Annotated in this window: 19 protein-coding genes; 6 read left to right on the top strand and 13 right to left on the bottom strand. The window is 61.5% G+C overall.

Annotated features, from left to right (window positions below; translation table 11 throughout):
* Positions 1-30 precede the first annotated feature (30 nt).
* From H4V96_RS16375 to H4V96_RS16350, 6 genes are all read right to left on the bottom strand, one after another.
* Positions 31-420 (bottom strand): flagellar protein FlaG, encoded by a 390-nt coding sequence (locus H4V96_RS16375; protein ID WP_196854762.1) that lies wholly within the window; start codon positions 418-420, stop codon positions 31-33.
* Positions 421-512: 92 nt separating this feature from the next.
* Complete coding sequence (locus tag H4V96_RS16370; protein ID WP_010400736.1) at positions 513-1,961, bottom strand: flagellin; 1,449 nt, start codon at positions 1,959-1,961, stop codon at positions 513-515.
* Positions 1,962-2,330: 369 nt separating this feature from the next.
* A complete protein-coding gene (locus H4V96_RS16365; RefSeq protein WP_196854877.1) occupies positions 2,331-3,902 on the bottom strand; it encodes a diguanylate cyclase in 1,572 nt (523 codons plus the stop codon).
* A gap of 213 nt (positions 3,903-4,115) precedes the next feature.
* Entirely contained in the window at positions 4,116-4,763 is a 648-nt protein-coding gene (locus tag H4V96_RS16360) for a response regulator transcription factor (RefSeq protein ID WP_010400733.1), read from the bottom strand.
* 52 nt (positions 4,764-4,815) lie between these two features.
* A complete protein-coding gene (locus tag H4V96_RS16355) occupies positions 4,816-6,306 on the bottom strand; it encodes a sensor histidine kinase (RefSeq protein ID WP_280721055.1) in 1,491 nt (496 codons plus the stop codon).
* 14 nt (positions 6,307-6,320) lie between these two features.
* On the bottom strand, positions 6,321-6,911 hold the full coding sequence (locus tag H4V96_RS16350; protein ID WP_010400730.1) for a hypothetical protein: 591 nt from the start codon (positions 6,909-6,911) through the stop codon (positions 6,321-6,323).
* Between the two features lie 124 nt (positions 6,912-7,035).
* On the opposite strand from H4V96_RS16350, the gene greB reads away from it, so the two are divergent.
* Both greB and H4V96_RS16340 read left to right on the top strand, forming a co-directional pair.
* Positions 7,036-7,602 (top strand): transcription elongation factor GreB, encoded by a 567-nt coding sequence (gene greB, locus H4V96_RS16345; protein ID WP_070346416.1) that lies wholly within the window; start codon positions 7,036-7,038, stop codon positions 7,600-7,602.
* Between the two features lie 72 nt (positions 7,603-7,674).
* The gene (locus tag H4V96_RS16340) at positions 7,675-8,295 is read left to right on the top strand and encodes a transposase (RefSeq protein ID WP_196854763.1); all 621 of its coding nucleotides are present in this window, start codon (positions 7,675-7,677) and stop codon (positions 8,293-8,295) included.
* A 71-nt stretch (positions 8,296-8,366) separates the two neighbouring features.
* Here H4V96_RS16340 and H4V96_RS16335 read toward each other — a convergent pair whose 3' ends face one another.
* The 5 genes from H4V96_RS16335 to H4V96_RS16315 all read right to left on the bottom strand — a co-directional run bounded on the left by H4V96_RS16335 (position 8,367) and on the right by H4V96_RS16315 (position 12,989).
* On the bottom strand, positions 8,367-10,649 hold the full coding sequence (locus H4V96_RS16335; protein WP_196854764.1) for a bifunctional (p)ppGpp synthetase/guanosine-3',5'-bis(diphosphate) 3'-pyrophosphohydrolase: 2,283 nt from the start codon (positions 10,647-10,649) through the stop codon (positions 8,367-8,369).
* 82 nt (positions 10,650-10,731) lie between these two features.
* Positions 10,732-10,935: a DNA-directed RNA polymerase subunit omega gene (gene rpoZ / locus H4V96_RS16330; protein WP_010400723.1), complete on the bottom strand. Its 204-nt coding sequence runs from the start codon at positions 10,933-10,935 to the stop codon at positions 10,732-10,734.
* A gap of 59 nt (positions 10,936-10,994) precedes the next feature.
* On the bottom strand, positions 10,995-11,633 hold the full coding sequence (gene gmk / locus H4V96_RS16325) for a guanylate kinase (RefSeq protein WP_010400722.1): 639 nt from the start codon (positions 11,631-11,633) through the stop codon (positions 10,995-10,997).
* A gap of 135 nt (positions 11,634-11,768) precedes the next feature.
* Positions 11,769-12,095: a hypothetical protein gene (locus H4V96_RS16320; RefSeq protein ID WP_196854765.1), complete on the bottom strand. Its 327-nt coding sequence runs from the start codon at positions 12,093-12,095 to the stop codon at positions 11,769-11,771.
* A gap of 3 nt (positions 12,096-12,098) precedes the next feature.
* Positions 12,099-12,989, bottom strand: coding sequence for a YicC/YloC family endoribonuclease (locus H4V96_RS16315; protein ID WP_010400718.1), 891 nt, complete (start codon positions 12,987-12,989; stop codon positions 12,099-12,101).
* Between H4V96_RS16315 and H4V96_RS16310 the strand changes: the two genes are divergently transcribed.
* From H4V96_RS16310 to hemW, 4 genes are all read left to right on the top strand, one after another.
* On the top strand, positions 12,988-13,179 hold the full coding sequence (locus H4V96_RS16310) for a hypothetical protein (protein ID WP_128089180.1): 192 nt from the start codon (positions 12,988-12,990) through the stop codon (positions 13,177-13,179). The two genes, H4V96_RS16315 and H4V96_RS16310, sit on opposite strands and share 2 nt — an antisense overlap.
* 89 nt (positions 13,180-13,268) lie before the next feature.
* On the top strand, positions 13,269-13,997 hold the full coding sequence (rph, locus tag H4V96_RS16305; RefSeq protein WP_196854766.1) for a ribonuclease PH: 729 nt from the start codon (positions 13,269-13,271) through the stop codon (positions 13,995-13,997).
* A gap of 137 nt (positions 13,998-14,134) precedes the next feature.
* A complete protein-coding gene (gene rdgB, locus H4V96_RS16300) occupies positions 14,135-14,728 on the top strand; it encodes an RdgB/HAM1 family non-canonical purine NTP pyrophosphatase (protein ID WP_010400715.1) in 594 nt (197 codons plus the stop codon).
* The gene (hemW, locus tag H4V96_RS16295; protein ID WP_196854767.1) at positions 14,725-15,999 is read left to right on the top strand and encodes a radical SAM family heme chaperone HemW; all 1,275 of its coding nucleotides are present in this window, start codon (positions 14,725-14,727) and stop codon (positions 15,997-15,999) included. The genes rdgB and hemW overlap by 4 nt, the downstream gene beginning before the upstream one ends.
* A gap of 353 nt (positions 16,000-16,352) precedes the next feature.
* On the opposite strand, the gene H4V96_RS16290 is transcribed toward hemW, so the two are convergent.
* Together H4V96_RS16290 and H4V96_RS16285 are read right to left on the bottom strand one after the other, a co-directional pair.
* Positions 16,353-18,071, bottom strand: a complete 1,719-nt coding sequence (locus H4V96_RS16290) for a methyl-accepting chemotaxis protein (protein ID WP_196854768.1) — start codon at positions 18,069-18,071, stop codon at positions 16,353-16,355.
* Positions 18,072-18,191: 120 nt separating this feature from the next.
* Positions 18,192-19,274, bottom strand: coding sequence for a patatin-like phospholipase family protein (locus H4V96_RS16285; protein WP_196854769.1), 1,083 nt, complete (start codon positions 19,272-19,274; stop codon positions 18,192-18,194).
* Positions 19,275-19,368: the final 94 nt, after the last annotated feature.

Raw genomic sequence — 19,368 nt, 5'->3', positions numbered from 1 at the left:
ATGCACAAAGCGGTGACAGAAGGGGGGCGCTTACGCCGTTTGCCGAATCAGCAAGCCTTGCACTTTTTCCAGGGCCTTGCCGATTTCTAATGCTTCCTTGGTGGGCATCTGGCGGATGACTTCGCGCGTTTGCTGGTCGATCACTTTAACGACGGTGCGATCGCTGTCGGTGTCGACCGAAAACTCCAGTTCGCGCGACATGAACTGCATGGCTTTGTTGATGTCGCTGACGGCCTGCCTGACCTCTTTCAGCTCGGACTGCGCGTCTTCCTTGCTAGTGGCCTTGCCGGCGGGCTTGCTGTCCGTGGTCGCTGGCGCTGGCGCTGGCGCTGCAGGCTTGGGGGCAGTGGTGCCGCCTGACGTGACCGCGCCGCGCTGCTGCAGTGCGGCTGGCATGCCGCCTGTTGCCTGGATATCCATGATGTTGTCCTCTAAAGAAAAATCCCCGGCAGATCAAGATGCGTCATCTGACCGGCCGGGGAGGGCTAAGCTACGGTGCTACTTGGCGGTGATTAACCGCGCAGCAGCGACAGCACGCCGTTAGGCAGCGAGTTGGCCTGGGCCAGCATCGCGGTACCAGCCTGTTGCAGGATCTGGCCGCGCGTCAGCTTGGCCGTTTCCGCCGCAAAGTCGGTATCCTGGATGCGGCTACGCGAAGCCGACAGATTTTCCGAGGTCGATTCCAGGTTGCTCACAGCCGTTTCAAAACGCGACTGCAAGGCGCCGAAGGAAGCGCGCTGGCTGTTGACGCTCGACAAGGCCGAATCGAGAATCTTCAGCGCATCGTTAGCGCCTTTGACGGTCGATACATCGATGCTGGCCACCGATTTCAGGCTGGCGGAGGCGGCGACAACACCGTTGCCTGCCGTGACATTGCCCAGCGAGAAACCCTTGTCGGAGTTCATCGAAATATAGCCCATCGTCTTTGCTGTCTCGCCAGTGCCGATCGAGGCCGTGGTGCCTACCGCGCCAGCCGAGTCGATGGACGCCGCGGTCACGAGCGAGCCGGCATCGGTGCTGTTGTTTTTCAGCGTGATGTTATTGCCGGAAGCGTTGGTCAGCACCAGGCCATCGTTGGCATCGTTCAACTTGGCGGTGACGCCGGTGGTGGACGACACGTCATTGAAGGCGCTCACTGCCGAGGCCAAGCCCGATGCATTGAGCGCTGCGCCGACCGTGAAGGTGACGTTGGCGGCGGTAGCGTTGTCGGAGTTGACTGCCAGCGAATACACTTTGCCCGCAACAAACTTGGCCGATTCTTCGGTCTTGGCCGTTGCCGTCACGCCCGTCTTGTCGGTCGAACCATTGATGGTCGCTGCCAGCGATTGCGCGGTGTCCGTTGTCTTGGCCGTAATCGTTGCCGATTGCAGACCTTGAATGTCGAAGGTGCCGCCGCTGTAGGCGGTACCGCCGGTGATCGTGGTCGGTGCGGCGCTGGTTGCCTCGTTGTTGCCGTAGTTGCTGGTACGGAAGTTGGCGGTCGTGGCCTGGATGGTCTGGCCAGCGTTGGCGCCGACCTGGAACGATGCCGTGCCGAACGAGCCGTCGAGCAGTTTCAAGCCGTTGAATTCCGACGTTTGCGAGATGCGGTCGGCTTCCGACAGCAACTGGCCTACCTCAGCCTGGATTGCCTTGCGGTCGCCTGCCGAGTTGGTGGCGTTCGACGATTGCACCGACAATTCACGTACGCGCTGCAGGATGTTACCCGTCGAAGCCAGCGAACCCTCGGCCGTTTGCAGCAGCGACACGCCGTCGTTGGCGTTGCGCTTGGCTTGATCGAGACCGCGGATTTGCGAGGTGAAACGCTCGGAAATAGCCAGGCCAGCAGCATCGTCTTTAGCGCTATTGATGCGCAAACCCGAAGACAGGCGTTGCAATGATGTGGACAGGGCGGACTGCGATGTGCTCAGGTTGCGTTGCGCATTCAGTGACGAGGTATTGGTATTGATGACTGAGGCCATTTTGAAGCTCCTTACTATATGTTTTGGCTATGTGCCTTGTACCTTGGTCTGCCCCTGCCTTCCGGGACACTCACACCGCAGTTATATTCATTAACGGAGTGGCTCATGTAAAGTTTAGGAAAATGAAGCGAGTATATTTTTTGTATTGCCCCTCAAGTTGTCATAAGCGAGGACGCGTAGACGGCACGCTTTGACTAAACTTTAGGGGTGTAAATAATTAAATATAAGAAATATTGTTCGCGATGTTCAGATTGCCACAGGGGGGGGCATGTCGGCCGCTCCAGCGCCGCCGTACTCCCAGGCCGGGCGCAGGCAAAAAAAAACCCACCGTAGGGTGGGCGTAGCGTGTGACAGCCTGCAAGTTGCCGTTTAGTCGGCCACCACCACCCGGTTCTTGCCCGTCTGCTTGGCTTGGTACATGGCGCGGTCGGCCCGTTTGACCAGTTCGGCCTGTTCTTCGTTGGGCTGGCGCAGGGCTACGCCGGCGGAAAAGGTGATCAAGACTTTTTCGTTGTCGTGCAGGAAGAAATGCCGGGTCAGCTCGCGCTGCAAGCGCGTCATCGTCGATGAGGCTGCTTCGACCGTGGTTTCCGGCAGCAAGATGAGGAATTCCTCGCCGCCGAAGCGGGCGATGACGTCCATCGAGCGCAGGGTTTCCTTGACGATCTTGACCAGGTGTTTCAAGGCTGCATCGCCGGCCAGGTGGCCATAGGTGTCGTTCAGGCGCTTGAAATCGTCGAGGTCCAGCATGGCGATGCACAGCGGCGTGCCGCGGCGGTCGGAGCGCGCCGTTTCGCGCTCAAATACATCATCGAGGCCACGGCGGTTCAAGCTGCCCGTCAACTGGTCTTCTCGCACCAGTTCGCTCATGTGCTGGAGCTTCGCTTCCAGGTTGTGGATGCGCTGTTCCGCATCCTGCACTTCCTGGCGCGCCAGCACCATTTTGTCGCGGGCGCGCAAGGCTTCGTTCTGCACCATGCGCGTTTCGCGCAAGACTTCGTCAAGAACGCTGTTCAGTTCGCTGATATTTTCCGCCTGGCTGATCTTTTCCGAATAGCCGCCGATCTTTTCATGGAAGTCGCCCGTGCTGGCCGCCACTTGCCCCAGGCGGTCGATGAAGGTCATCATCATGTTCTTCACCGTCAGCTTGACGTCGGACAGGCTGTGCTTGAGCTGGCTTTGTTTGTAGATGACTTCTTTCAGGCTGCGCGTGGCGTCTTCCAGCGCGCGCTGGTCGAGCGGGCCGGTGATCAGGTTTTGCACGGCATCGACCTGGCCGCGCAACCAGCTGTCGTCGTCGAGCAACTGGCTGACGTTGTCGAGCAGTAACTTGAACAGGCGCAGCAGCAATTCCTGCTGTTCGGCCGTATCGCCGCTTTTGAGTTCGATCTGGTAGCACAGCTGCTTTAAGCGCAGCGCCGCTTCGTTCAGCGCCTCTTCCGTATGCGCCAGCTTGATGGCCGCGCCCAGCGATTCAGCCTCTTCCACCAGCGCGGGCGTGCCCGTGAGCAAGGTGGCAACGGCAAAGCCCAGGGTGCGGCTGAGCAATTCACGCAGGGTGCGCGTCTGTTCGCCGTCCGGCAGGGGCGGCAATTCGATGCCGCCGCCTTTTTTGACTTGTTTTTCCGCCAGCTGCGCCAGCGTGCGGGCATAGCTGTCCCAGTCGCGCGCTTTGAGGGCGCGCTGGAAACGTCTGCCAAAGTCGCCCAGTTCACCCGCAGATTCGCTCATCTTGGCGGCAAACTGCGTCAGGACGTTTTCTGCGCCGCCGTCAAGCGGGGCGCTGGCGGCCAGCACCGCAGCAGGCGCACCTGGCGTTTCGGCCGGTTCGCTGATGCCCGCGATCTCGTTGTAGATGTCGCGGTAGGCGTTGGGCGTAGGGGCGATGCGTCGCGTGGCCAGGCGGCGAAACGCCTCGCGCGCGATATCGGCCGGATTCATCACCGCAGCGGCGGCGGTATGCGTGGCGCCAGCGGGGACGCTTGCTGGTGAAGGTGGCAATTTACTGGACATATAGACGCAGCCTTTTCAGATATTTCTCATTATCCTCATGATAGGCGAGTTGGCAAAGAACTTATTGTGCGAGAAGCAAGGAAAAGGCCTGTCAATTCGCCCGATGCCAGCGGGCATGCCGCTGTGTCGTCAACTTTTTCGTCAATCCACCAACTGATTGCGTATGGCGTAATGCGTCAGTTCGGCGCTGTTCTTGAGTTTCATCTTGAGCAACAAGCGGGCGCGGTATTCGCTGACGGTTTTTACGGATAATTTAAGCTCTTCGGCGATAACGCCCACCGCCTTGCCCGAGGCGATCATGACCAGCGTCTGGTATTCGCGGTCCGACAAGGTGTCGTGCAATGCCGTTTCATGGTCTTCGCCTACCGTGTTGGCCAATTCCTGCGCCAGCGAGGCGCTGATGTATTTCAAACCTTGCGCCACCTGGCGAATGGCCGTGACCAGTTCGCGCGGCGCACTCTGTTTCGTCAGGTAGCCGGCCGCGCCCGCCTTGAGCGAGCGGATCGCGTATTGGTCCTCGCGGTGCATGGAGAGCATCAGCACCGCCAGTTCCGGCTTTTCCTTCTTGATCTGCTTGAGCACCTCGATGCCGCTGCGGTCGGGCAGGGAAATGTCGAGCAGCAATACCTGACATTTCGAGGCGCGGAACAGTTTGATGGCATCGTGGCCATTTTCAGCCTCGCCGGCAACGACGATGTCGCGCGTGTCGGCGAGGATTTGTTTCAAGCCTTCGCGCACGATCGCATGATCGTCGGCGATGAATACCCGGATGGTGGCTTTTTCTTTCATAACTGCGTTGTTTCCTATCTGAATCTCTGCGCCCGGCGGCAACCCCGTAGCCTTAGGGCGGTCCGCTTTGCGCTGGTGTGCTGGCTGCGGCCGCTATTATCGCCTCTCGCGGCGTGCTCAGCCGGATTTTTATGCTCAGCATGGTGCCACCATCGGGCCCATCCGTCAGGCTCAGGGTGCCACCGAGCGCGCTGGCGCGCTCAGCCATGCCGCGGATGCCGAACGATTGCGGCTTGGCGCGGTCAGACAGCCGCGTGCCGACGCCATTGTCGGCGATGGTCAGGCGCAAATGCTGGCGCTGCCGGGCCAGGCGCACGCTCACTTTGCTGGCCTGCGCATGCTTGGCGATATTTGTCAGCGCCTCCTGGGCGATGCGGAACAGGCTGGTCGCCTGGTCCAGTTCCAGTTCGATATGCTGGCGGTTCGACATGAACTGGCATTCGATGCCGGCCTGGCGCGCGAACTCTTTCACCTGCCAGTCCAGTGCGGCGACCAGTCCCAGGTCCAGCATGGAGGGGCGCAAGTCCAGCGAAATGCGGTGCACGGCATCGATGCTGCGGTCGACCAGGGCATCGAGATAGTCGGCCTTTTCCTGTAGCAGCGGGTCGTCCGCGGGCAGGCGGCGTGTCAGCATGGCCAGTGCCATCTTGATCGCCGTCAAATTGCCGCCCAGGTCATCGTGCAATTCGCGCGCCAGGCGTGTGCGTTCGTGTTCCTTGACCTTGTCGATATGCGCCGTCAGTTCGGCCAGGCGCGCGCGCGACTGGCGTACTTCGATTTGTTCGAGCCGGCTTTCGCTAATATTCGTCATGATGCCTTCCCACTGCACCGTACCGTCGGCCAGCGCGCGCGGCGTGGAGCGCAGGTTGATCCATTTGACATCTTTCCAGGCATCGATCCAGATCCGGCCTTCCCAGTTCCAGCTCCATAAGGCGGTTTTTGAGGCCTGCATCGACTCCAGATAGGCGGCGCGGTCGTCGGCCAGGATCAGCTGGTAAAACAGTTCCGGGCGCGCGTGCAGCTGTGCCGGGGCCAAACCCAGCAAGGCCTGGCAGCCATCGCTCAGGTAGGGGAAGGCGGCGCGCCCATCCGCATGCAGGCAGAACTGGTATACCAGGCCCGGCGTATTCGAGACGATGGCGTTAAAGCGCGACTGCACCTGCGCCAGGGCGGCGGCCGTTGCCTGTGGCGTGCGCAAGTCTTCGCTTTCGGCCAGGAGCAGGGCGCGGCCATGGTGGCTGGCGCGCGACAGTTGCAGGCTGAGCGAATACAGGCTGCCATCGCGGCGGCGCTGCTGAACGTGCAGCTGGGCTTGCGCACCGATGCCGTCATCGAGGGTGGCCAGCACGGCCGCCAGTTGTTGCGCGTCGAGCTGCGGCGCCAGGGCGAAGGGTGTCATCGCCAGCAATTGCGTGCGTGCATATTGCAAGTTGGCGCAGGCGGCATCATTGGCGTCCAGCAATTGCAAGCTGCTCGCGTCGTACAAGTAAATTTCCGGCGTCGCCGCGCGCATGGCGGGGGCTAGGCAGGCAGTATCGTGCATGGCATTGCCTTTCTTTATCTGCGGCGGGCACGCCAAAAAGCGGCGAAGCGGCGCAGTATTCTGGCCGGTCGGGACTGATGCCGGCCTGGCGCACCCTTGCGCAAGCGTTGCCACCAGGCGCGGCGGGCGCGGCCCAGCGCGCCCGACAGGCGGCTGACGCGGCGCCACGGACGCGTGGCGCGCAGGCGGGCGATCCAGCGCTCTTTGGTTTCCATGAAGCGGCCATGCCAGCGCGCAAACCACGGCAAACTGAGCAGGGCAGGGCGCGTCAGGCTGTACAGGCGCGCCACGGCGGCCGCGCCGCCCAGCTTGGCAATGAAGATCACGCCGATGCCGTAAAGCGCATGGCCGCGCGCGATCGCCAGCAGGGCCAGCAGCTTGACGGGAAACAGTAGCACGGCCGGCAGCATGAAGACGGCCAGCGCCCAGTACGGCGGCAGGCGCTTGATCCAGGCCTCCAGCGCTTGCAGGGGCGGAAATTGCGCCACCACCTGCATGATGCGCGCGCCCGTCACCCACAGCCATTCTTCGATCAGCAGGAAGATGGCGGCAAGGTAGACCAGTGGCGCGAACAGCCAACGCCTGACTCTGTAGAATTTTTTCATCCGTTTCTGTGTGCGGCGCAGGTTGGCCGCGATGACTGCGATTGCCTCGATGATACGTCAAAAAAGCCCGCCTGCCGTGGCATCCGGTGCGCCTGTGGCACGCTGGCGGGGCTACAATAGGCAGATGAATAAAGCCTTTGTAAAAGAATCCGACAACGACGACGATGAGGAAGCGGTCGCACTGGCATTGGCCATTCCGGCCGGCGCCAAGAACTACATCACGCCGGCCGGCTACGAGCGCATCAAGCAAGAGCTGCTGCAGCTGATCGACGTCGACCGCCCGGAAGTGGTGCGCATCGTGCATTGGGCGGCGTCAAACGGCGACCGTTCGGAAAATGGCGACTATATCTACGGCAAGCGGCGCTTGCGCGAAATCGATCGCCGCATCCGCTTCCTGACCAAGCGCATGGACCTCGCCGCCATCGTCGATCCCAGCGTACACCATGGCAACGACCAGGTATTTTTCGGCGCCACGGTCAGCTATCGTACCAGTGACGGCGAAACGCACACCATCACCATCGTCGGCATCGATGAATTCGATCCCCTGAACGGCAAGATCAGCTGGGTCTCGCCGATGGCCCGCACCATCACCAAGGCGCGCGAAGGCGACGTGATCACCCTCAACACGCCGCAGGGAGAGCAGGAACTGGAGTTGCTGGAAGTGACGTATCCGGCGCCGGGGGCGGCGTAGTTTGCGGTGACGCACGGTGGCAAGCGGCGTATTTCGTCAGACTGAAGGCTCCTTGTTTTGTGAGGATTGGCTATGCCCCGTGGCGCGCGCTTATTTTTGCCTGGCATGCCCTTGCATGTAGTGCAGCGGGGGGCTGACAGGCAAGCATGTTTTCTTGATGCAGAAGATTATCTGCGATATTTGTCCTATTTGAGCCTGGCGCTGCAAGCGAATCCGTGCAAAATCCATGCTTACGTGCTCATGACTAATCATGTGCATTTGTTGTTGTCAGCAGATACTTCCGCCACTCCCGCTGGTTTAATGAAGTCGTTGGCGCAGCGTTATGCGCAATATTTCAATTGGCGTTACGGAAGGACTGGAAGCATATGGGATGGCCGTTATAAGTCTTGCCTGGTGCAAGACGAGGTATACCTACTTGTTTGTCAGCGCTATATAGAGCTCAATCCTGTTCGCGCTGGAATGGTTGACCTGTCAGGAGAGTATCGTTGGTCCAGCTATCACTGTAACGCTTGTGGAGAACAAGATAGCTTGGTGACTGCGCATCCGCTGTATTGGCGTTTGGGTAGGAGTCAGGTGGAAGTACGGGCTGCTTATCGTGAACTTTTTCAACGGGCTTGGTCGTTGAAAGAGTTGAGTCAGTTGCGCACCAGTATTAATGCCGAATTTGCACTTGGTGATCAGGATTTTTTGTGACATGTTGCAGAGCGTGGAAATTAGCCGCAGGCGTAAGCTTGGGGTCAGACCCGGCGGGTCTGACCCCATAGTTAGTTGCGCTCGCGCAAGATGCGGTTGACGCCAGCGACCCGGCGCACATTGCGCAGCAGGGCGGCCAGATGGACGCGATCCTTGACCTGCACGGTAAAGCGCAGCTGGTCGAGGACGTTGTCCTTGTCTTCATCCATGCCCACATAGATGATGTTGGCGTCGGATTCACCGATTTCGGCCGCCACGCGGGCCAGGATGCCGCGTTCGCTGTTGATCAGGACCTTGATGCGGCAGTCGAAGCGGCGGTTCAGTTCCGTGCCCCAGCGCACGGCGATCCAGCGGTCCGGTTCCTTGGCGCGCTGGCGCTTGGCTAGCGAGCAGTCGCTGGTGTGTACCAGCAAGCCTTGGTCGCGGCGCAGCTGGCCGATGATCTGGTCGCCGGGAATCGGCAAACAGCAGGGCGCCAGCTGCACCGAAACGCCTTCGCTGCCGCAGATGGTGACGGGGTCGAGTTCGCTGCCGCTGTTGTGCTCCACGGGCATGTTGGCCGCTTCGCCGCCGATCAGGCCAAAAATGTGACGTGCCACCAGCGTGGCCATGCGCTTGCCGATGCCGATGTCCGCGTACAGCTCGTCCATGGAATTGGCGCTCGATTCGTTGAGCAGGCGTTCGACCAGCGGCGCCGGCAGCTCGGCGTCAATGTTTAGCGCTTGCAGCGCTTGCGACAGCAGTTGCTGGCCCAGGGCGATCGATTCAGGCAGGTTGATTGTGCGCAAATGGTGGCGGATGGCCGAACGGGCCTTGCCGGTGCGCACGAACGACAGCCAGGTGGGGCTGGGGCGCGATGAGGAATCGGTGATGATTTCGACGATATCGCCATTGTGCAGCTCGGTGCGCAGCGGCGAGGTTTCATTGTTGATCTTCACGGCCACGGTCTGGTCGCCGATGCCCGTATGGATCGAATAGGCAAAGTCGATGGCCGTGGCGCCGCGCGGCAGGGCGATGATCTTCGACTTCGGCGTAAACACATAGACGGAATCGGGGAACAGGTCGACCTTGACGTGTTCGAGGAATTCGGCCGAATCGCCCGTCTGCTGCTGGATGTCGAGCAAGGATTGCAGCCATGCATGGGTGCGCTGCTGCATGTCGGACGGGTTCGATTCGCCGCTCTTGTAGAGCCAGTGCGCCGCCACGCCCGATTCTGCCGTGCGGTGCATCTCTTGCGTGCGGATCTGGAATTCGACCGGGGTGCCGTACGGACCGATGACGGTCGTGTGCAGCGACTGGTAGCCGTTCAGCTTGCGAATCGCGATGTAATCCTTGAACTTGCCCGGCATGGGCTTGTACAGGCTGTGCAGGGTGCCCAGGGTCACGTAACAGTCGGCAAAGCTGCCCACCACCACGCGGAAGCCGTACACGTCCAGCACTTGCGAAAACGATAAATGCTTGCTGCGCATCTTTTTATAGATGTCGTACAAGGTCTTTTCGCGGCCCGTGACGTCGGCCTCGAGTTCGGCCATGGAGAGGGTGCTTTTTACCGCTTCCATGATCTTTTTGACCACTTCGCGCCGGTTGCCGCGCGCCGCCTTGACCGCTTTCGCCAGGGTGCGGTAACGCATCGGATACAGGTGCGAGAACGACAGGTCCTGCAGTTCATGGTAAATATTGTTCAGGCCGAGGCGGTGCGCGATCGGCACATACACTTCCATGGTTTCGCTGGCGATGCGGCGTTTTTTTGCCGCCGTCATGAAGTCCAGCGTGCGCATATTGTGCAGGCGGTCAGCCAGTTTGATCAGAATCACGCGCACGTCGGACGCCATGGCCAGCAGCATCTTGCGGAAGTTTTCTGCCTGCGCTTCGATCTGGCTCTGGAATTCGATTTTTTCCAGCTTCGACAGGCCATCGACCAGATGCGCCACGGGCGCGCCGAAGCGCTCGATCAATTCTTCCTTCTTGACATCCTGGTCTTCCATGACGTCATGCAGCAGGGCCGCCATGATCGCTTGCGCGTCGAGTTTCCAGTCGGCGCAGATTTCGGCGACGGCGATCGGATGCGAGATATATGGCTCGCCCGAGCGGCGCATCTGGCCCAGATGCATTTCGTCGGAGAAGCGGTAGGCTTCCTTGACTTTTTTCAGGTCCGCAGGGGATAGGTATTGGGCCAGCTTGTCGGCCAGGTGGCTGACCGAGGCCACGCCCAAGGCGGGGACTGTCGGTGTGGCGGAGGCGGTCCCGGTGGACGTACCGGCACCGGACGCGGACGCGCCCTGTGTTTTTGCCGCCTGGCGCGGGGCCAAGGGCGGCAGTGCTGCAGAAGTCGTGTCGGCTGGGGTCAGACTCATAAAACGTCGCGTTGCTTTACAGTGTGAATAAAGGATACGGTAGAACCAGGGATCAGCACTGTTCCGGCACGCGGGTTCCCACTTACATCGGGACCTTTTTCAGCATTTCGATGCCGACTTTGCCGGCAGCGATTTCACGCAGGGCAACAACGGTAGGCTTGTCCTTGGCTTCCACCTTAGGGGTGTGGCCTTGCAACAACTGACGTGCGCGGTACGTTGCAGCCAGGGTCAGCTGGAAACGGTTAGGGATCTGCTTCAGGCAATCTTCGATTGTGATACGGGCCATAGTAACTCCTAAATTTTATGCGTGGTGCGTGGCGCTGTGTGAACTGACGTGCAGACGCGTTACTCTGCGTGCAGGCCCAGTTGGGCGAATAGCGATGCGTTGCGGGCCGCTTGTTGCGCAAACCGGCAACGGGCCGCTCTCACGATCGCGCTCAGTTCGGACAAAGCGACCGTAAACTCTTCATTGATAATAACATACTCGAACTCTGGAGCGTGTGCGATTTCGCCGCCGGCTGCCAGCAAACGGCGCGTGATCACATGCGGCTCGTCCTGGCCGCGCTTGTTCAGGCGCTCTTCCAGCGCATCGATCGATGGCGGCAAGATGAAAATGCCGGCCGCGCGCGGGAATTGCTTGCGCACCTGGCGCGCACCTTGCCAGTCGATTTCCAGCAGGATGTCGGTACCGGCCAGCATTTGCTGTTCCACCATGATGCGCGAGGTGCCATAGTAATTGCCATGCACTTCCGCCCATTCCAGGAATTCGCCCTGGTCGGCGCGCGCAATAAAGTCTTCCGCCGTCGTGAAGTAGTATTCGCGGCCGTGCTGCTCGCCCGGACGGGGCGCGCGCGTGGTCGTCGAAATTGACAATTTAATGCCTGGCTCTTGCGCCAGCAATGCGTTGACCAGTGTCGATTTGCCGGCGCCCGATGGCGCGGCAACCACGAACAGGCTGCCCGAGAAGGCGGTAGGGTGGCTCATGCGGATCTTTCAATAGGCGTGTGATGGCGCCGATGCCTGCGCAGGCGGCGCCCAATCCGGTATTTTACCAAGAGGCAAGGCGCTGAGCCAGTCCCTGCCTGCGGCATGATAAAAAACAAACCGTCCAGAGCAGCCTCAGCGTGGCAGCCGACCCAGGGCGATTTCGCCCGTATTGAGGATGATGGTGCGGCCATTCACATCGGTGCAGTCGCGGTTATTGAGGCGTACGACAGTGTTGTCGACGGACACTTCCGCGCCCAAGTTGCTGCGCGAGCAGATGCGATAGGAAGCGGGATCGGCGCCCGTGTAGATGGCGGCGCCGCGCTCCTTGAGCATAAAGCAGCCGGACGTGCAGCTTTCGATCGCGTACGGCGATGGCTGCTGCGTCGTTTGCGCCTGCGCGCCGGTTGCCAGCAGCGCCACGGTGGCGCAGGCGAGTATCAATGTACGCGGCGTGCTCATCGCTTACTCCAGGTTCTGCACTTGTTCGCGCATCTGCTCGATCAGCAGCTTCAAGTCCATCGAGGCGTCCGCCAGTTCCTTGACGGAAGCCTTGGCGCCCAGCGTATTGGCTTCGCGATTGAGTTCCTGCATCATGAAATCGAGGCGCTTGCCCACTTGCCCACCCTTGGTGAGGATGTGGCGCGTTTCGCCCAGGTGGGCCGACAGGCGCGCCAGTTCTTCCGAAACGTCGATGCGAATGCCGTACAAAATGACTTCCTGGCGTATGCGCTCCATGGCGTCCTGGCGCGAGAGGGCCGAATTCGAGCCCTGGCTGGCCAGGCCTAGCGCATCTTGCATGCGCTCGATGGCTTTTTGCTGGAAGGCCGCCACGACTTGCGGAATCAATGGCGTGATGCGCTTGACGATGGCTTCCATCGCCTCGATGCGCGACACCAGCACAGTTTCAAGTGCCGCACCTTCGCGCTTGCGGCTGTCGACGAAGGCAGTCACGGTGCGGCGGGTCAGCGCGGCCACGTCCGCCTGCAAGGACTCTTGCCCCACTTGCGCTTCTTCTATGATGCCCGGCCAGCGCAGCAGTTCGGCCACCGTCATGACGGGGGCGGAGACAAAATGCTGGCCCACTTCGTTTTGCAGGCGCGCCAGTTCGGCCAGCAGGGGCAAGTTCAGCGCCTGCGTGCCGGCTGTCGCTGCCTTGCGGCCAAAGCTCAGGCGTACCTCGACTTTGCCACGCGTGATGGCAGACATGACGGCGGCGCGCAGGTCAGGCTCCAGCGCCCGCAGATCATCGTTGATCCGGAATTGCAGGTCGAGAAAGCGCGAGTTGACGCTCTTGATTTCAATTGTCAGTGTGCCTGCAGCCCCTTCGCTGGTGGCAACCGCGTAGCCTGTCATGCTTGAAATGCTCAAAGGATTCCCCGATTTGGTCTTATATACAGTCACTTATACACTTAATCAGCCAGCGCAGGCAATACCGCCGGCGCCGCAAAACAAGCCCAAAGTGCGCGATGGCCTGAAAATTGCTGGTTACTGTGCGTTTTACCGCATTGTAAAGAAAATTGTGTTTGGCGGGGCAGGATTGTAGGGATCTTGTGTGCAGCCCGGTCTGCACCGTGTGATGGCGCCGCAGTGGTAAAATCGGCGCCGCAACTCCAATCACACAGGACACCCGCCATGACATTTGAATCCCGCCCGAGCGGCCGCGCCGTCGATGCGCTGCGCGCCATCCGCATCACTCGCCAGTACACCAAGCATGCCGAAGGCTCGGTGCTGATCGAGTGCGGCGACACCAAGGTCATCTGCACCGCCAGCATCGAAGACAAGGTGCCGGGTTTCCTGAAGGGCAAGGGCCAGGGCTGGTTGACGGCCGAGTACGGCATGTTGCCACGCTCGACGCACACGCGCATGGATCGCGAAGCGGCGCGCGGCAAGCAGTCTGGCCGCACGCAGGAAATCCAGCGTCTGATCGGCCGCTCGCTGCGCGCCGCCTTTGATCTGCAAGCGTTCGGCGAACGCACCCTGCACCTCGATTGCGACGTCATCCAGGCCGATGGTGGCACGCGCACCGCCTCGATCACGGGCGCCATGGTGGCCGCGTATGACGCTTTTTCCCAACTGCAGGCGCGCGGCGCGATTGCCGCCATCCCCGTGAAAAGCTTTGTCGCCGCCATCTCGGTGGGTGTCTACCAGGGCATGCCGGTGCTGGACCTCGACTATGTGGAAGACTCGGGCTGCGACACGGACATGAACGTGGTGATGACGGAAGCCGGTCACTTCATCGAAGTGCAGGGCACGGCCGAAGGCGCCGCCTTTGACCGCGCCGGCATGAACCGTTTGCTCGATCTGGCACACGGTGGGATTGCCGATCTTATCGTCATGCAGAAGCAGGCGCTGGGACTGTAATCCTGACGTGGAGTGACAGCTATTTCTTCGCCGCGCGCGGCAAAAAGCCTGCCGCTGCCGTTTTTTCGGCAGCGGCGCGGCGCGGTGAGGGGGACGCAAAAGGTTTACAATGTCGGCACCTCAACCGGACTACTGACATGACCCAACGCCTCATTCTCGCCTCCAATAACGCCGGCAAGCTCAAGGAATTCAACGAGCTGCTCTCGACCATCGGTTTTTCCGTCCATGCTCAGGGCGAGTACGCCGTGCCGGAAAGCGACGAACCGTTCCACACCTTCGTGGAAAATGCCCTGCAAAAGGCGCGCCACGCTGCCCGCCTGACCGGCTTGCCGGCGCTAGCCGATGATTCCGGCGTGTGCGTCAATGCGCTCGGCGGCGCCCCTGGCGTGTATTCGGCGCGCTATGCGGGCGAGCCGAAATCGGACGCTGCCAATAGCGCCAAGCTGATCGCCGACCTGGAAGCGCATGCCGACAAGTGCGCGTATTACTACTGCGTGCTGGTGTACGTGCGCCATGCGGACGACCCGCAGCCGGTGATCGCCGATGGCCGCTGGAATGGCGAGATGATTGCGACGCCGCGCGGCCAGGGCGGTTTTGGCTACGATCCGCATTTCTTTGTTCCCGCGCTGGGCAAGTGCGCGGCCGAACTGACGTCTGATGAAAAGAACGCGCTATCGCACCGGGGCCAGGCCTTGCGCGCGCTGGTCGACAAGTTGCGGACCCTGCGATGATCCCGATCAAACTGGTCGGTGCGGTTGCCAAATCAGGCGCCAAGGCGGCAGTCTCGCCCGCGCCGCAGGAAGGCATTTCCGGCGCGGCGGGCGCGGCGCTGAAGTACCTGCAGCCGGGCGCGTTGAACCTGACGGCCCTGCCGCCGCTGTCGCTCTACATCCATTTCCCGTGGTGCGTGAAAAAATGCCCGTATTGCGACTTCAATTCGCATGAAGTGCGCGATGGCTTTCCGGAAGCGCAATACCTGGCAGCCCTGCGCCTGGACCTGGAAATGGCGCTGCCGCTGATCTGGGGCCGCAAGATCCACACCATTTTCATAGGCGGTGGCACGCCCAGCCTGATGTCGGCGGCGGGACTGGAGCGCCTGATGTCGGACGTGCGCACCCTGCTGCCGCTCGATGGTAATTGCGAAATCACCATGGAAGCCAATCCCGGCACCTTTGAAGCGGAAAAATTCAAGTCTTACCGTGCCAGCGGCATCAACCGCCTGTCGATCGGCATCCAGAGCTTCAATGGCCGCCATCTGCAGGCGCTGGGGCGTATCCATGACGACAACGAAGCGCGCCGCGCGGTCGAAATCGCGCACGCCAACTTTGACAATTTCAATCTCGACCTGATGTACGCGCTGCCCACGCAAACGCTGGCAGAGGCGCAGCAGGACCTGGAAACGGCGCTGTCGTTCGCGCCGCCGCACCTGTCGCTGTACCACCTGACGCTCGAACCGAACACCCTGTTCGCCAAGTACCCGCCCGTGCTGCCGGACGACGACGAAAGCGCCGACATCGCCGACATGGTGGCAGAACGCGCGGCGCAGGCCGGCTATGGCCGCTACGAAGTGTCGGCCTACGCGCAGCCGGGCCGGCAGGCGCGCCACAACCGCAATTACTGGGAGTTCGGCGACTACCTGGGCATCGGCGCGGGCGCACATTCAAAAATCTCGTTCCCGCACCGCGTCCTGCGCCAGGCACGCTACAAGCAGCCGCGCGCCTATATGGACGCGGTACTGGCGGGTCAGCCGGTGCAGGAAGAGCGCGAGCTGGCACGCGAGGAAATGGGTTTTGAATTCATGCTCAACACCCTGCGCCTGACGCAGGGCTTTGCGCCCAACCTGTTCGCCGAGCGCACTGGCCTGGCCATCAACGCCATCGACAAACCGCTCAATGCTGCGGAAGCGAAAGGCTTGCTGTACCGCGACCACCAGATCATCGGCCCGACGCCATTGGGATTGCGCTTCCTGAACGACCTGCAGCAAATGTTCCTGGAAGATTAGAAGCTGCTAGTGCGCCGTGGAACCATGTCAGGCGCACCATGTATTGCCGTCGCTGCTGTCCCGTGCCGCCTGAAACACGGCGCCTCGCGCACCAAGGCGCAGTCCGCCCAGCTTAAACTGTCTGTTTAAGCTGTAATGCCGTTCAGTTAAGGATTTTGGCGTGATTTATGAGCGCCAGTAAATTCGCTAACCCCAGAGGCAAAGAGCAGGGGGCGGACCCTCAGAGTCCGACCCCTGTCCTCGTTCTTGGGCTAAAAATAGCATCACTAATACACTAACTGAACGGCATTACTGTTTAAGCTGGCCGTTTAAGTTGTCTGTTTAAGCTGCCCGTTTAAACTGGTCCTCCCGCCTTAAAATTCTTCCCAATCCTGTTCGCCAGCCACGTTTGCCTGGGGCTTGCGCGCAGCGGGCGTGCTCTTGGCCGCAGTGCTTGGCTGCCTGGCGGGCGCGCTCCTGGCCGCCGGCTTGGCCAGCTGGGTGCTGGCAGGTCGCGCGGCGCGCACTGGCGCTGCCGTGGCCACGAGTTCGAGCTGGAAACCGGCCGCCACCTGCGCCAGGCGTGCCGCCTGGTCCTGCATGCTTTCGGCCGCCGCTGCCGCTTCTTCCACCAGGGCCGCATTTTGCTGCGTTACCTGATCCATCTGCGCGATAGCCTGGTTGACCTGGTCGATGCCCAGACTTTGCTCGGCGCTGGCGGCGGTGATCTCGGCCATGATGTCGGTAACGCGGCGCACGCTGTCGACCACCTCGCCCATGGTGCTGCCAGCTTGCTGCACCAGCCGCGTGCCGTTGTTGACCTGATCTACCGAGTCGCCGATCAGGGTCTTGATTTCACGTGCCGCCGCCGCCGAGCGCTGCGCCAGGCTGCGTACTTCCGTGGCGACGACGGCAAAGCCGCGCCCCTGTTCACCGGCACGCGCCGCTTCGACTGCCGCGTTCAATGCCAGGATATTGGTCTGGAAGGCGATGCCATCGATGACGCCGATGATGTCGACGATTTTCGTCGATGCCGTGTCGATCGCACCCATGGTATCGACCACCTGGCTGACGATGCTGCCGCCGCGTTCGGCCACGCCAGACGCGGCGACCGCCATCTGATTGGCCTGGCGCGCATTGTCGGCATTCTGCTTCACGGTGCTGGTCAATTCTTCCATCGACGACGCCGTTTCTTCCAGTGAACTGGCTTGCTGCTCCGTGCGCGACGACAAATCCTGGTTGCCGGCGGCGATCTCGCCCGATGCCGTGGCGATGGCGTTGGTGCCCGTCTGCACTTCCGACACGACCTTGCGCAGTGCCTCGTTCATGCCGTGCAGCGCGCGCATCAGGTCGCCGATTTCATCGCGGGCCGCCGCGCCGAAGTGCGTGCGCAAGTCGCCCGCAGCGACCGTCTCGGCCACCTTCACGGCCGCTTGCAGGGGCACGGTGATTGAGCGCGTGATGAGCCAGGCGCAGATGCTGCCCAAGGCCACCACCAGCCCACACAGCAACAACAACAGGGTGAAGCTGCGTCCATTGGCCGTTTCGATGGCGTGCGCCGTGTCGTCGATGGCCTTGCGCTGCTGCGCCAGCAGGGCCTTGACGTTGCTCTGGTAACTGGCCGCCGCCGGGGCAAAGCTGGCGTTGTAAATACTTTCCGCCTGGGCCGCGTTGCCGCCCTTGCGCGCGTTCATCACCGAGGTCTTGGCATCCTGGTATTTGACGCGTATCTCGAGGGAGGACTTGAAGATGGCTTTTTCTTCCTCGTTGACGAGCAGGGTTTCGATTTGCTTGAGCAGCTCAGCGCCTTGCTTGCTGCTGTCGGCGATGGTGTCGGCAAAGACGCTCGACAGAGTTTCATCCGTGCTCCGCGCGATCATCGAGGTGCGCGCGATGGCCGAGTGAATCAGCACATACCAGTCTGATATCAGACGTTCCTTGGCCAGCGGTTTTTCCATCATTTCCCGGGTCGCGTCGGTATTCACGCGCGCACTGTACAGCGCGTACGAGGTGGAGATCACGCACAGCAGGAGCACCAGGGCGTAGCCTGCAGCCAGGCGGATGCCGATACGAAGATGGGAGAGAGCGTGCATGGTGAGACTCCTGTCGCAGAGGGATTAAGCTTGCCTGTGCAACATAGTATGCACTGATAAGTGACCAATAGGTAAGCGAAAAAACATCCTGTTTTGCTCACTGTTGCAGCCACGCCCGTGCTACAGCTCGCCCGCCTGGCGCAAGTCCGGCTGCTCCACCCAGCGGGCGAAAGCGGCCGCCATGCGCTCGCTTTCTGCGATGGCGCGGCGCCAGTCGCGCATGCGTGCCGCATGGTCTTGTCCGTAATGGCGGAAGTCGCGCCGGTCCGGCAGTTTGCCATTGGGCAGGCTGGCCACGAAGGCAGGCGAGGGCGAGACGAGGATCATGTTGTCGAGTGCGCTATCGCCGCTGCGCGCGTGGCGCCACGGCATGGCCTTGTCCAGCCAGCCCGGCACGATGTGCTCGGCAAAGTGCGGGTACAGTACCAGGTCCGGTTCGCGCTGGTATGGCAAGTGCAAATGATAGTCGACCAGGCCACCGTCCCAGTAGCGCCCGGGCGGTGCGCCGGCGATGTCCGTTACTGCATCGAGCAGCAGCGGGATGGAAGCGGAGGCCAGCAGTGCGTCGCGCAGATTGTCTTGCGCCAGCGGGACGAAATGGGTATGAACGGCATCGAAGCGCGAGCGTAGCCAACTGGCGCCATCGGGCCCGGCATGCAATACCACGCGCTCCAGTGAGGCGGCCAGACGTGTGCGCGCCATCATATTGCCGGCTGCTGCGAGCAGGAAGCCGCGCCGGTCGCGCCATTTTCCCGGCTGTGCCAGCGCGCCGATACCGCGCACGGCCAGCACCGACAGGCTATGCTGCGCATGCGACAGCAGCTGCGCATCCTGGCCATCGAGGACGGCGTCGAGCAGGGCGCGGCAGGTGCGGCTGACGTGCGTCGCATCGGGTTTGTCGGGATAGCGCTGGCCCACGTATTCGCGCACCAGGCGGCGCTGCGCGGCGAGCGGGTCGGGCAATACGGCGGCGGCCATGCGCCAGGCGCCGATCGAGGCGCCGACGAAGTGGCGGGGGCGCGGCGCCTGTGGCAGAAAGTCGCGCAACATCCAGCAATCGAGCTGGTGCAGGATCAAGCCTTTCGGCCCGCCTGCGGCGGCGGGGACGATGGCGACGTCAAGCGCGCACAAGCCGTTTTCGGCGATGCGGGCACGGGCGCGGCGTCCCAGTCGTATGCTGATGGCAGATGAAGTAAAAGACATGCGGCGGCGATGGGTGGCGATGCTTTATTCTAGCGCCATTGCTCGTGTGCGCGATGCCATCGCGTAAAAAAAAGCGGCGCCGTGCACTGCACGG

The organism is Janthinobacterium sp. CG_23.4, assembly GCF_029892305.1.
Classification (GTDB): Bacteria; Pseudomonadota; Gammaproteobacteria; order Burkholderiales; family Burkholderiaceae_D; genus Janthinobacterium; species Janthinobacterium lividum_D.
This window is presented reverse-complemented; position numbering and strand designations above follow the sequence as displayed.